Annotated in this window: 16 protein-coding genes; 12 read left to right on the top strand and 4 right to left on the bottom strand. The window is 36.8% G+C overall.

Annotated elements, in window-relative coordinates; genetic code table 11:
• Positions 1–51: 51 nt before the first annotated feature.
• From H8S90_RS22815 to H8S90_RS22780, 8 genes are all read left to right on the top strand, one after another.
• Complete coding sequence (locus H8S90_RS22815) at positions 52–1,134, top strand: Glu/Leu/Phe/Val dehydrogenase (RefSeq protein WP_187340089.1); 1,083 nt, start codon at positions 52–54, stop codon at positions 1,132–1,134.
• Positions 1,135–1,198: 64 nt separating this feature from the next.
• Positions 1,199–2,146: a transcription antitermination factor NusB gene (gene nusB, locus H8S90_RS22810; protein ID WP_187340088.1), complete on the top strand. Its 948-nt coding sequence runs from the start codon at positions 1,199–1,201 to the stop codon at positions 2,144–2,146.
• Between the two features lie 91 nt (positions 2,147–2,237).
• Complete coding sequence (locus H8S90_RS22805) at positions 2,238–2,717, top strand: DUF1573 domain-containing protein (protein ID WP_187340087.1); 480 nt, start codon at positions 2,238–2,240, stop codon at positions 2,715–2,717.
• A 33-nt stretch (positions 2,718–2,750) separates the two neighbouring features.
• A complete protein-coding gene (gene yajC, locus H8S90_RS22800) occupies positions 2,751–3,092 on the top strand; it encodes a preprotein translocase subunit YajC (protein WP_187340086.1) in 342 nt (113 codons plus the stop codon).
• Positions 3,093–3,238: 146 nt separating this feature from the next.
• Positions 3,239–4,186, top strand: coding sequence for a YbbR-like domain-containing protein (locus H8S90_RS22795; protein ID WP_187340085.1), 948 nt, complete (start codon positions 3,239–3,241; stop codon positions 4,184–4,186).
• Positions 4,187–4,191: 5 nt separating this feature from the next.
• Complete coding sequence (coaE, locus tag H8S90_RS22790) at positions 4,192–4,788, top strand: dephospho-CoA kinase (protein ID WP_187340084.1); 597 nt, start codon at positions 4,192–4,194, stop codon at positions 4,786–4,788.
• Between the two features lie 29 nt (positions 4,789–4,817).
• On the top strand, positions 4,818–5,738 hold the full coding sequence (locus tag H8S90_RS22785; protein ID WP_255501704.1) for an MBL fold metallo-hydrolase: 921 nt from the start codon (positions 4,818–4,820) through the stop codon (positions 5,736–5,738).
• Positions 5,739–5,803: 65 nt separating this feature from the next.
• A complete protein-coding gene (locus H8S90_RS22780) occupies positions 5,804–6,253 on the top strand; it encodes a MarR family winged helix-turn-helix transcriptional regulator (RefSeq protein ID WP_187340082.1) in 450 nt (149 codons plus the stop codon).
• Between the two features lie 15 nt (positions 6,254–6,268).
• Here the strand turns inward: H8S90_RS22780 and H8S90_RS22775 are convergent, their stop codons facing one another.
• The 3 genes from H8S90_RS22775 to H8S90_RS22765 are packed head-to-tail and all read right to left on the bottom strand — an operon-like array spanning position 6,269 to position 8,306.
• A complete protein-coding gene (locus H8S90_RS22775) occupies positions 6,269–6,991 on the bottom strand; it encodes a ZIP family metal transporter (RefSeq protein ID WP_187343155.1) in 723 nt (240 codons plus the stop codon).
• An 11-nt stretch (positions 6,992–7,002) separates the two neighbouring features.
• The gene (locus tag H8S90_RS22770; RefSeq protein ID WP_187340081.1) at positions 7,003–7,575 is read right to left on the bottom strand and encodes a phosphatase PAP2 family protein; all 573 of its coding nucleotides are present in this window, start codon (positions 7,573–7,575) and stop codon (positions 7,003–7,005) included.
• Entirely contained in the window at positions 7,569–8,306 is a 738-nt protein-coding gene (locus H8S90_RS22765) for a bifunctional 2-polyprenyl-6-hydroxyphenol methylase/3-demethylubiquinol 3-O-methyltransferase UbiG (RefSeq protein ID WP_187340080.1), read from the bottom strand. The genes H8S90_RS22770 and H8S90_RS22765 overlap by 7 nt, the downstream gene beginning before the upstream one ends.
• 226 nt (positions 8,307–8,532) lie before the next feature.
• Between H8S90_RS22765 and glmM the strand changes: the two genes are divergently transcribed.
• The 3 genes from glmM (at position 8,533) to H8S90_RS22750 (ending at position 11,423) form a co-directional block, all read left to right on the top strand.
• The gene (glmM, locus tag H8S90_RS22760) at positions 8,533–9,921 is read left to right on the top strand and encodes a phosphoglucosamine mutase (RefSeq protein ID WP_187340079.1); all 1,389 of its coding nucleotides are present in this window, start codon (positions 8,533–8,535) and stop codon (positions 9,919–9,921) included.
• A 98-nt stretch (positions 9,922–10,019) separates the two neighbouring features.
• Complete coding sequence (locus H8S90_RS22755; RefSeq protein WP_187340078.1) at positions 10,020–11,156, top strand: cysteine desulfurase family protein; 1,137 nt, start codon at positions 10,020–10,022, stop codon at positions 11,154–11,156.
• 93 nt (positions 11,157–11,249) lie between these two features.
• On the top strand, positions 11,250–11,423 hold the full coding sequence (locus tag H8S90_RS22750) for a hypothetical protein (protein WP_187340077.1): 174 nt from the start codon (positions 11,250–11,252) through the stop codon (positions 11,421–11,423).
• Between the two features lie 73 nt (positions 11,424–11,496).
• Here H8S90_RS22750 and accD read toward each other — a convergent pair whose 3' ends face one another.
• Entirely contained in the window at positions 11,497–12,339 is an 843-nt protein-coding gene (gene accD / locus H8S90_RS22745; RefSeq protein ID WP_187340076.1) for an acetyl-CoA carboxylase, carboxyltransferase subunit beta, read from the bottom strand.
• Positions 12,340–12,557: 218 nt separating this feature from the next.
• Between accD and fbaA the strand changes: the two genes are divergently transcribed.
• Complete coding sequence (fbaA, locus tag H8S90_RS22740) at positions 12,558–13,637, top strand: class II fructose-bisphosphate aldolase (protein ID WP_187340075.1); 1,080 nt, start codon at positions 12,558–12,560, stop codon at positions 13,635–13,637.
• Positions 13,638–13,717 lie beyond the last annotated feature (80 nt).

The raw sequence follows: 13,717 nt of genomic DNA, 5'->3' as shown, positions 1-13,717 counted from the left end.
GCATAAAATTAGTATTTTTGCCAAGAATCGCAGATACAAAAGAATTATCATATGTCTTCCGAAACTTTACGTCCTCAAATGTTTGATCTGCTGAAGCAATTTGAACATAAAAAAATAGTTTTCTGTCAAGATAGCAGTATAGGATTAAAGGCTATCATTGCTGTACATGATACAACTTTAGGTCCAGCTATTGGCGGCGTCAGGATGTTACCTTATAAAACGGAGTTGGAAGCTATAGATGACGTACTGAGACTTTCTAGAGCGATGACCTATAAAGCGGCAATAAGCGGCGTGAATCTGGGGGGAGGAACAGCTGTTATTATTGGTGACCATAGGACGCAAAAATCAGAAGTTATACTGAGACGGTTAGGACAGTTCGTTGAGGATTTGAATGGGTCTTTTATTGCATCTTTGGATGTTGGAACTACCTCTAAGGACATGGAATTTATTCATATGGAAACCAACCATGTTGTTGGACTGCCTAAATCTATGGGAGGGAGTGGAGATACTGCTCCGTTCACGGCAAAGGGTGTGTTTCTGGGGATAAAGGCGGCAAATAAGGAATTGTACGGGACGGATAGTTTGGCTGGTAGAACAGTAGCTGTTCAAGGGACAGGCAAAGTTGGAGAACATTTGGTATCTTTATTAAGGGAAGAGAACGTGAAAGTATACGTAAGCGATATTGTAGAAGATCGCATGATACAGGTTTGTAATAAATATGGGGCGGAAGCTATTGCTCATAACAATCTCTTTGACATGGATGTTGATGTATACGCGCCCTGTGCACTTGGCGGCACTGTAAATACGTATACGATTGAAAGAATGCGCTGCAAAATTATTGCAGGCTCAGCAAATAATCAACTAGCCAATGATGTCGAACATGGTGTAAAACTTTTAGAAAAAGGTATTATATATGCTCCCGACTTTTTAATCAATGCCGGCGGACTTATAAGTTGTTACGCAGAGATAGCAGGATATAGTTTGGCGAGGAGCGCAGCTCTTACTGAAGGCATTTATGAGGCGACGCGTTCGGTAATACAAAAATCGATGAATGAGAAGATATCGACTAACTTGGCCGCACTTCAGTTGGCCCAGGAGCGTATAGCACTTATAAAGAAGATAAAGCAAAATTAATAAGATAATTGGTAATATAATTGACGGATATACCAATCAATAACACAAAATCGTTCTTTAAAATATGTTAAATAGAAGACACCTGAGAGTCAAAGTATTGCAGACAATCTATGCCTATCAACTTTCGGAAGATAGAAATATTCAAAACTTTGAAAAATCGCTATTGAAGAGTGTTGATCAAGTATACGAAATGTACATTTGGGTGTTGGCCCTACTATCGGAAGTGTCAGAGTATACGTTGACTGATGCGGAAGGGAGAGCAAATAAGTTTTTGCCTTCGGAAAATGATCTTAATACTAATATAAAGCTGGCAAACAACACGTTTATTGAACTGTTAAGGCAGAATGAACAGTTTATCGATCTATCAAAAAAGTACAAAGTAGATGCAGTATTTGATAGGGAGCTGATTCGAAGTATTTTTCATATTTTGAAGCAATCACCAGAATATATCGCCTATTTGGAAAATGACGATCGATCTTTAAAGGTTGAAAAAGATATTATTAAATTTACCTTTAAAAAAATAATATTAAAATCTCCTGCTATTGAACAGGTTTTTGAAGAGCGTTTTATAAATTGGGGAACAGACAAAGATGTTTTGCAGGCGCTTTTAGCAAAGACGTTGAAAAACTTTAACAGTGAAGACCCGGACCGGAATAAATTGGCGCAACTTTGCCCAAACTGGGACGATGATAAAGAGTTTATTATCGATCTGTTTAGATTAACAACGAGGCATGCGGAAGACTACCAGAGCTATATAGCGGGCAAGACGAAAAACTGGGAAGCGGATCGTATAGCGTTAATAGATACCTTATTAATGAGAATGGCGATTGCTGAATTAATTAATTTCTCAACGATACCAGTGAAAGTAACAATTAATGAATATATTGAAATTTCCAAAGAATTTAGTACGCCAAAGAGTAATTCATTTATTAATGGTATATTAGACAAAATTCTCATAGAATTGAAAGACGGGGGAAAAGTAAGAAAATTTGGTAGAGGACTTATTGGTTAACGATCATTTTCTTTACCGATGTCTTCTTCTATTAACCTTTATATCCAACACAAGGGATTAGACCAAAAGATAGAAATAAATATTCAAGCATATGAAAATAAAATTTTTAACATTGTATGCCGCTGTGTTTGTTTTTGCAGCATGTAACAATGAATCAAAAAAATCAGAAGAGAGTGCGGGTGAAAACATTATCGAAAGCGTAAATACAGATGATAATACGGGAGTAAATATGCAGATTCCGGATTCTGCCGATGTTGCAAATGCACCTATTATTACCTTCGATAGGGATACATATGATTTTTCTAATATTAAGGAGGGCGAAAAAGTAACCCATACCTTTGAATTTACGAATGAAGGGAAATCTCCTTTAATTATTAGTGATGTGCAGGCAGGTTGTGGTTGTACTACACCTAAGTTTGATAAAAAACCTATAAAACCTGGTGAAAATGGAAGCATTGAAGTTGGTTTTAACAGTGCAGGGCAAAAAGGGGTGCAACATAAAATTATTACCGTTTATAGTAACGCCGATCCGGCGCAGAGCATGTTGCATTTAAAAGGCGAAGTACAGTAAAATTTTTCTAATACATAACAATTTATATTATTCATGACAATAACAACAGTTATATTACAAGCAGGAGGTGGAGGAATGCAATCCTTAATTATGATGGGATTGATTGTGGTTGTATTTTATTTTTTTATGATACGGCCTCAAATGAAAAAGCAGAAGGAACATAAGAAATTCATTGAAGAGTTAAAGCTTAATGATAAGGTTGTAACAACGGCTGGAATCCATGGGCGAATTGTGGAGATCGGTGAAAACACCTTGATGATTGATGTTGGTAGTGGAACGAAAATTAAATTTGATAAGACTGCCGTATCCTTGGACGCATCGAAGGTGGTAAACGCTCCTAAACAAACGAATGCTGCCGCGGAAGAAAAGAAATAAGTAAATCTGCTTGCGGCATAATTTGCGTAGGCGTAAACCAAACTTATTTTTATGAAAACCAGCTGATAAAACGCTTAACAAAATGCCGGTCTATTGGGAAATAGGAGCTGTTTGTTAAGCGTTTTTATTTGTAGAGAAATTACTTAATGGCACTTTTTAATCTTAATAGGAAGCAACAGAAAAAATTGACTTTATTCGCAGTATGTTTGCTAGTTTCCTTTTTAGTATGGAGCCTCTTTGCGTTATCGAATAGGTACGTGTATAGTGTGAATGTGTCGCTTAAGTATGTTAATATACCGCCGAAGCGTGCATTTCATCCCTTGCAGTCTGATACTGTAAAGATGCAGGTGGAGGGTACGGGTTGGCAAGTGCTCTTTTCAAATCTGCGACTGAAGTCGCAAGATATTCAAGTGGATTTGAATGGGCTAAAGTCTCGAGATTGGGTAGTTTTCTCTAATCAAATGGGATATATTAACAGACAGTTTAGTGCCAATCAGCGTATAGTGTCTATTGCACCAGATACTTTGTATTTTAATTTTTCGGAACAAGCGGTGAAGCGCGTACCGGTGAGCTTGAACTATAACTTTGAATTTAAAAAGCAATACGATGTAGTTGGTGATGTGTTGCTAGAACCTAAGTTTGTAACGGTTACTGGCCCTCTAGAGGATTTAGTGCAGATTGATCATTGGAGCACCGATACCTTTAGTCGAAAAGATGTCGGTGAGGAAGTAGTTGCTCGATTAAGTCTTTCAAAAAGCCAGAAGGCAAATATTAATGTCCATCCATCAATGGTAGATATTAGAATACCCGTTGGAGAGGTAACTGAAAAAATTGTAGATGTACAAATAAAAGCCGAAAATACGAGAGGTTATCGACAAGTAAAAATTCTCCCTGAAAAAGTCAGAATCACTGTAATGGTGTCGTTGGCCAATTACACAGCTATAGATAAAGATTCTTTTGAGGCTGTCATTAATTTGGAAGACTGGAAGAGCAATCATATTAAAAATTTGCCTGTTATTATCACAAAGGTTCCAGATTTCGTTAAAATAGTTAAGTGTGAGCCACAGAACGTGGAGTTTTTATTGTGGAAATAAATAATATGCTACAGATAGGAATTACCGGAGGTATTGGAAGTGGAAAAACGGTTGTATGTAAAATTTTCGAAGTACTGGGTTACCCCGTGTTTTATGCAGATAAGGAGGCACAACGAGTAATGAAAGACGACGCTCAATTGGTTGAAAATATTAAAAGTACTTTTGGAGAAGCTTCGTACCTGGATAGTGGCGAAGTCAATAGAAAGTTCCTGGCAGATGTTGTTTTTCATGATCAAATAAAATTAGCGATGCTTAATCAACTTGTTCATCCAGCTACAATAAAAGCTTATGAAAACTGGGTAAAAGAGCAAAAAACGTTACTTGTATTTAAAGAAGCAGCATTGTTGTTTGAGAGTGGCAGTTATAAGCTGTCGGATATGAATGTTTTGGTAACCGCTCCACTTGATTTACGAATAAAGAGAGTAATGAAGCGAGATAATGTCTCAAAAGATGCCGTAATTTCTAGGGTAAATAAACAAATGGAAGATTTCGAAAAAGAGAAATTGGCCGACTTTGTTGTCGTAAATAATGATCAAATCGCTTTAATACCACAGGTCTTAAAATTGCATCGTTATTTTATAGATATGAGGCCTAAAGGGTAGGAGGGGATGCGTTGATTTTGTCGGATTTTTTGATAATTGATGAAAACGGTATTTTTTGCCCATATGGTAAGTTTTATTTAGATGCTAAACATGCTGTAGATACAGTGGTTGTGTCCCATGCGCATGGCGATCATGCCGTTCCCGGGTGTGGAGCAGTATATACCACAGCGCCCACCAAATATTTTATGGATCATAGATATGGAAAGAGATCTGGTAAACAATTTCATATAATTGGGGATGATGAACCGTTTATAATTAATAATGTGGTGTTGACTTTTTATCCCGCAGGCCACATGTTAGGATCCGTTAGTGTGTTAATGGTGTATCGTGGAGTAAGGTACCTGTATACTGGTGATTATAAATTGCAAGAAGACGAAACATGTGATCCCGTTCATTTTGTTCAAGCTGATGTTTTGATTACTGAAAGTACTTTTGCTAATCCCTCTATTAGGCATCCTGATCCCATTGAAGAGATAATGAAGCTAAATACGACAACTTTTCCGATACTATTGGGTACCTATGCCCTGGGCAAGGCTCAACGATTAACGGCCTTAATCAATACGTATTGTCCTCAAAAAACAGTGCTGCTTCATCATTCGATAATCCCCTTTCACAGGATTTATGAACGTTTTGGGTTTACTCGTTGGAATTATCTCGCTTATAATAGAAAGCAGATGAAAGGGTATAAAGAAGATCTGATTTATTTAGTCCCACCATTAACGTTTAATAGCTATTTCAAAGCGTCTAATCTATTAAAGGTATTTGCCTCTGGCTGGAAAAGGCTTCAAGAAAGAAACAATATTGAGTTGTTCATTTCGGATCATGTAGATTGGTACGACATTAAGGAAACAATAGCTGTTGTCAAACCTCGGGAAATTTGGACTTTACATGGAGATGGAAAATACCTGTCCGAGTTTTATGATGATAGAATAAGCGTTAAGCACTTATAAAAAAATATGTTTTTTTGATAAGTTTTTATACTATATATTAGCATGCTGATTATAAAAAAGGAGTTATGAAGATAGAAGAGGTACTGTTGACTAATAAATTCGAGAACGAATATCACAAAGCGTCACTTAATATTATGTACACAAGTAATTTTATTCAAAGTCTTTTAAAGAGACGTACGGATAAAGAACATATAACTTTACAGCAGTATAATATCTTAAGAATTTTAAGGGGGCAAAACTCCAAGCCCGCAACGATCAATCTGTTAAAGGAGCGGTTGTTAGACAGAATGTCTGATGTGAGTAGAATCGTGGATAGATTGGTTCAAAAAAAATTGGTTTCCAGACGTATGAGCAACGTTGATCGTAGAGCAGTAGATATCTTTATTACAGTGGAAGGATTGGAAGTTCTGAAAAAGTTGGATAAGGAGATGTCTATCCATGCTGTTTTGGAACAGAAATTAACGGATGATGAGTGTAAGCAATTAAACGCTCTATTAGATAAAATGAGAGGTTAAAAACACGTCGATTTATTAGTGAAATAGAAAATTAAGTGTAGAAGCGCCGATACCTAATAGTACTGCAATAACCTTCTTTCTGTTAAAATGATGATGATCCGCAGACGAAGATTCAAATAGAATAGTCGTCGAAATATGTAAAAAGATACCAATTACTATTGCCATGATTTTATCAAAGTACTGCTCGATGTCACCTATTCCTCCGTTACTTATGGTATTGCTGAGGATAAAACCCAATGGCGACATTAACGCGAAGATAAAAAGCGCAATGATCAGCGTTCTATTTTTTAATGATGTTTGGATTAATAAACTTCCCAAAGCGAACGCTGCAGGAATATGGTGAATAGCAATACCAAAAAGTAGTTCCTTCTGAGGGCCTTTAGTCAAAGGCACACCCTCTAAAAAAGCATGCACGCATAGGCTTATCATTACGCCCGTCGGGAACTTGTTGTTTTGGTGGTTGTGTTTGTGAATATGCCCGTGTTCAATACCTTCCGAAAATTGCTCAAGGAGTAATTGAAACAAAAAACCAATCAAAACATAAATACCGATATGCTCCGATGTGTCAACGCTATATACTTCCGGTATTAAATGAAGTACAGTAATCGAAAATAGATAGGCGCCACTAAATGATAATATTAATTTTAATAGATTAGTGTTGTCTCTTTTAACGAAGAATACACTTATTCCCCCGAGAAAAGCTGAAAAAAACAATACAACAATAATACCTATGGTCATCTCTAAAGAAATCAAGTGTTTTTTTGATCAGGTTGAACTCGCCAAAATATGCTAGCCATAGCATATCCTATTAATGCACCTAGCAGCGCTCCACCGAGCACATCCAATGGATAGTGCACGCCTACGTATATCTGTGCAAAACTTATGGAAAAAGCCCATAACAACCCAATCCAGAGGATGGAATGCCATCTGTTTTTAAACATCATGATCAAAAAGATTGCCATAGCAAAATGATTGCTTGCGTGGGAGGATGGAAAACTGAAACCACTCCCACATCTTATCCGGCTAATGGTTTCTCCTTGCAGGGTTATTTCGTTACAGGGCCGCACTCGTTTTAAATTGGGCTTAATGACGGAAGCAGAAACAAAATCAGCGACACCGAAACTTAAAACCAAGAAAAGCATCATGATCACCCCTCTGCGCTTATAAGTTTTAATAGAGAAAATAAGAATAAAAAGATAAAGAGGAGCCCATGTATACGGGTTTCTTAGCTGAGGCATGAGCCAATCAAATACAACATTAGTCATATCTTGATTGATCATTAAAAACAAATCAGTGTCAAATTGTAATATCGATGTTAACATACGGTTTTCTTACATATAATTAATAATCGGTCAGCCTTGTTTTGGCAGTATGGACTTAACGCATAGTCGCCAAAAATATCTATTATCCTAAAGTGACTTTTGGAAAAAAGTTCCTGAAAATCCTCTACCATAAATGCGGATACCTTTTCCATGTAACACTGTTGCCTACCATTTACATCGAACGATATAAGTTTTACAATTTTTTTGTCGATAAATTCCTTTTTAATATGGAATGTTATTCCACCTATAGTTTTAGTTTCAGATTTATGCATTGTTTTTAATACTTTAAAGGTATTAAAATAATCAATTACAAAAAGCCCATTCGCGTGTAAACTTTTGTTAAGATTTTGAAGTGTTTTGATATGTTCTCTTTTTGTGTTGAAATAGCCGAAACTTGTAAAAAGGTTAAATGCTACATCAAAATAGTTCGTATACAATAATTTTCGCATATCATGCCTATGGAAATGCAACTTCTCATTTTCATATTGTTTCGCATGAGTAATATTTGCAGGTGAGATATCTATACCTGTAACGTCAAACCCTTTCTTATTCAAGATAATGGAATGCCTACCTTTACCACAAGCTACATCCAATACTCTCGCTTGTTTCCTGAGGTTTAGATGAGCGCTTAAAGATGCTAAAAGGTGGGCTGCTTCATTGCTGTTATGTTGCTTATACAATGTATGATAATATGGTGTGTTAAACCATCGTTCAAACCACTCTTCTGCCATTTTCTAAATTCAATAGGGTTGCAAATATACGCTTTTAGGGTAAGTTTTTACGGCATTTAAACAATAAATGAAATGAAAAAACAGGATGTGAAAATTTCATTACTTCTCTGAAAGTTATTTTCTATGGTTACCAAAAGTTGATGCAAAGCATTTCACAAAAAAGAAAGGTTATTCTGATGAATAATGTTATTTTTACGACTTCTTTTTATTTAATAGCATAAAGCAAATGACATTAATTAAATCTATTTCAGGTATTAGAGGAATAATTGGAGGGCGTCCTGGCAATGGACTTACACCGGTGGATATCGTGAAATTTACTGCGGCATTCGGGAAATTCATTACAGGTATAGAGAACAATAAAAAAATGGTAGTTGGAAGAGATGCGCGAATTTCTGGCCAAATGGTTAACAATATTGTAATTGGAACCTTGCAGAGTATTGGTATTGATGTTGTTGATCTAGGTTTATCTACAACACCCACCGTAGAAATAGCTGTTCCTAAAGAACGGGCAGCAGGAGGAATTATTCTGACAGCCAGTCATAATCCAACGGAATGGAATGCGCTTAAATTATTGAACAAAAATGGTGAATTTATTAATGACGAAGAAGGAAAGCAGGTATTGGCAATGGCTGAGCACCTTGATTTCGATTTTGCCAATGTAAATGAGTTAGGGACGCTTACGCACGACGAAAGTTATCTTCAAAAGCATATAGAAGAAATATTAACATTAGAGCTAGTCGATCAGCAAGCTATAGCGGGAGCAAATTTTTCTGTTGCAGTAGATGCGGTCAACTCTTCGGGCGGTATTTTTGTCCCGGCATTATTGAAAGCACTTGGTGTAAAAACCATTTACGAGCTATATTGTGATCCAAATGGATATTTTCCTCATAACCCCGAGCCGCTACCTGCTAATCTAACAGATTTATCTGCATTAGTTGTTCGCGAGAAGGCTGATTTTGGAATAGCAGTAGATCCTGACGTTGACAGGCTATGTTTCGTAATGGAAAATGGGGAGATGTTCGGTGAAGAGTACACCTTGGTTGCTGTAGCAGATTATATTTTACAAAATAAAAAAGGAAATACTGTCTCTAATCTATCATCAACTAGAGCGTTAAAAGACGTTACAGAGAAGCATGGAGGCGTATATCATGCGGCGGCAGTAGGTGAAGTGAATGTAGTTACTAAAATGAAGGAGGTTGATGCTGTGATTGGTGGAGAAGGAAATGGTGGAGTTATTTATCCTGCTACACACTATGGAAGAGATGCACTGGCGGGAATCGCCATTTTTCTAACGCACTTAGCTAAAAGTAAAAAGAAAATTTCAGTATTAAGAAATGAATATCCTGCATATTTTATGTCTAAAAATAAAATTGTGCTTACACCCGATTTAGACATTGATAATTTGTTGACAACAATGAGGGATAAATACAAGGATACGCCACATAGTACACTTGATGGTCTGAAGATAGATTTTGAAAATGAATGGGTACATTTACGAAAATCAAATACAGAACCTATTATTAGGATCTATGCGGAGGCTCCTACTCAAGTAGAGGCCAACGCCTTAGCTGAAAGGATTATGGCAGAGATACAGTTTGTGGTATCGAAAAAATAATTGGGTAATCTACTAATTACATGTGCTTTACGGAATTAATTTAATGTAAAAAAATAACATAAAAATTCTTTTTAAAGTATTACTTGTTAATTTTGCGCATGCGTATTTATTTAGATAATGCAGCGACAACAGCAATAGACCAAGAGGTATTAAAGGAAATGCTTGTTGTAATGCAGGAAAATTATGGAAATCCGTCTTCCATTCATGCAGACGGCAGACAAGTACGGACAATTATAGAAAAGGCCCGTAAGAAAGTGGCTAATTTATTGAAAGTTTCTCCGTCTGAAATATTCTTTACTTCAGGAGGAACGGAGGCCGATAATACGGCCATTAGAAGAGGAATCGCCGATAACAATATCACGCAGGCAATCAGCTCTCCACTTGAGCATCATGCCGTACTTCATACACTACAGGAGTTGGAAAGAGAAGGTACCATCGTGTTACATTTGTTAAACGTTGATGATAAGGGGCATGTTGATTTAAATCAATTAGAGCAGCTATTAAAAAACAACACACGTGCTTTTGTTTCATTAATGCATGCGAATAATGAGCTGGGTACAATCACTGACATCTATAAAGTAGCCGAAATTTGCAATGCATACAATGCATTGTTCCACTCAGATACTGTACAAACGGTAGGGCATTTTGCGCATGACCTCAGTAAGTTGAATTTAAGTTTTCTAGCAGGAGCCGCTCATAAATTTCACGGTCCGAAAGGTGCTGGTTTCATGTATGTTAATCATAATGTGAAAATAAAACCTTTTATATATGGAGGAGCACAGGAAAGAAACATGAGGGGGGGGACAGAGAATGTATATGGTATTGTTGGATTGGCAAAAGCGCTTGAGATTGCTTATGAACAGATGGAAGAGCATCGTAGTTATATCCAAGGTTTGAAGGATTATATGATTGAGCAGCTTTCACAACATATTCCGGATGTTCGATTTAATGGTGAGTTAGATGCAGCTAAAAGTTTATATACGGTTTTAAATGTTTCATTTCCAGCCATGGACATGGCTGATATGTTATTGTTTAACCTAGATATTGCTGGTATTTCTGCCTCTGGGGGTAGCGCATGTAGTTCCGGTTCTAACATTGGCTCTCATGTACTTAGTTCGATAGGCGTTGAAGTTGATAGACCTTCTATAAGGTTTTCCTTCAGTAAATACAACAAAAAGGAAGAGATTGATTTTGTCGTATCGAAGGTCAAAGAATTGTGTTTGCAAAAAGTCTAGCTATATAATACAATTGAACCCCGACAAACAATCCATGCAGATCGTTGTTCTATTATTAATAACTAATTTTTTACAGTGTAATTGGAGGTTTGTATGACGGAAGAACTGAAAGATAGAAAAACGGACAAGCAGGTTATTGTTGAAAAAACAGGAAAGAAAAAGATTATAGAAACGAACAGTGGAAAGAGTTTCACCGAGCGGTCTCATGGTAGAAAGCATGAATCGCCAAAATTTACGGATGATAACCCTGCAGAAGATAAGACCTGATGGTTTGATTTTCTCTTTAAAACAAAAGCCCATATTGATTTTCGATCGATATGGGCTTTTTCCTTTCTTTTGCTTAATTAAGCATCTTAAGGAATGTGGCTATTTTATGTTTCATAGCCCTTCTATCCACAATAAAATCTAAAAATCCGTGTTCGAGAACAAACTCAGCAGTTTGAAATCCTTTAGGAAGATCCTTTTTGATGGTTTCTTTAATGACTCTAGGGCCAGCGAAGCCAATTAAAGCGCCCGGTTCGGCGATATTAATATCACCCAACATGGCGTATGAAGCCGTAACACCTCCGGTAGTTGGGTCGGTTAATAAAGAAATGTAAGGAAGTTTTGCCTGGCTTAAGAGTGCTAATTTGGCAGATGTTTTGGCCATTTGCATCAAAGAGAATGCAGCTTCCATCATTCTTGCACCACCTGATTTTGAAATGAGCAGGAAGGGTAGCTTGTGTTTTATGCAATAATCAATGGAACGAGCAATTTTTTCACCTACTACAGACCCCATGGAACCGCCAATAAATGTGAAATCCATACATGCAATAACTATTCCTTGTCCCTCTATTTTTCCATGACCACAACGAATGGCATCGTTTAACCCCGTTTTGGCATAGCTCTCGGCGAGACGCTCAGTATATTTTTTGGTGTCTTCAAAGTTTAGGGGATCTCCAGACCGGAGATCAATGAATAATTCGGTGAATTGATTGTCGTCAAAAAGAACTGAAAAATATTCGGTGGAGCCAATTCTCAAATGATAGCCGCAATATTGACACACATATCTGTTCTCAATTTGTTCTGATTTTAAAAGGGGCTTCTTACATGACGGGCATTTATTCCATAAACCATCTGGAGCTTCTTTTTTGTTTTCTGTAGCCGTATTAATTCCGGCGCGATCTCGTTTAAACCAAGCCATTCAAAAAATGTATTTGTTTACAAAGAAACGAAAAAAAAGGAAAAATACAGTTGTTTTTAGATTTGATCTTCATTTGTATTTTTGTTAACGAAAGATAGAAAGTGCATACGGCTTTAAGTACTAACAGCCATAGAGAATGAAAAATTTGCATTCGAAAGTCGCGTATTTTAAATAAAATACCTACTTTCGGAGATCAAAAAATTAATAACATATTACAAATGAGTTTAAAAGGTTATAAAGGTGTTGTGCATGGAGATGCTGTACAAGAATTGTTTGAGATAGCAAAAGAACATAAATTTGCACTTCCAGCAGTAAACGTAATTGGAACTAACTCCATTAATGCAGTAATGGAAACGGCAAAAGCTGTTAATTCACCTGTGATTATACAATTATCTAATGGAGGAGCACAATTTTATGCAGGAAAAACATTGGATAATGATAAGTTACAAGCCTGTGTTTTGGGAGCGGTTTCGGCCGCACACCACGTACATCTATTAGCTGAACATTACGGTGTGGCAGTTCTTTTACATACAGACCATGCTGCTAAAAAGTTATTACCGTGGATTGATGGGTTGCTTGATCATGGCGAAAAATTCTTTGCCCAATATGGTAAACCATTATTTTCTTCACATATGTTAGACTTGTCTGAGGAACCCATTGAAGAGAATATAGAAATATCCAAGAAGTACTTAGCACGCATGAAACCACTTGGTATGACTGTGGAAATCGAGTTAGGTGTAACAGGTGGTGAGGAAGATGGTGTTGATAACACGGACGTAGATAGTTCCAAGCTTTATACGCAACCCGAAGAAGTAGGCTATGCATATGAAGAACTTAGTAAGGTGAGTGATAAATTTACGGTCGCCGCTGCATTTGGTAATGTTCATGGAGTATATAAGCCAGGCAACGTTAAACTACAACCTATTATTCTGAAAAATTCACAAGACTATATTCGCGATAAGTTTAATTTAGACGCTGAAAAACCTGTTAACTTTGTTTTTCACGGTGGTTCTGGGTCTTCTCCACAAGAAATTGAAGAAGCTATTTCCTATGGTGCTATAAAGATGAATATTGATACTGATATGCAATGGGCGTTCTGGGAAGGTATTAAAGATTATTATCAAGCGAACGAAGGCTATTTACAAAGTCAGATAGGTAATCCTCAAGGAGAAGATTCACCAAACAAAAAATACTATGATCCACGTGTTTGGTTGAGGAAGGGAGAGGAAAGTTTCGTGAAGCGTTTAACTCAAGCATTTGAGGAGTTGAATTGTATCGATGCAAATAGTAAATTTTAGTAATATCTGTTATTTCAAAGATAATATGTGGGTGGTATAGCTTATACCACCTTTTTTATGCCCGAGGTATTTTGCAATAG

The sequence above is a fragment of the Olivibacter sp. SDN3 genome (assembly GCF_014334135.1).
Lineage (GTDB): Bacteria > Bacteroidota > Bacteroidia > Sphingobacteriales > Sphingobacteriaceae > Olivibacter.
Note: the sequence above shows the minus strand (reverse complement) of the source record. Positions and strands in the feature narration are given on the sequence as shown.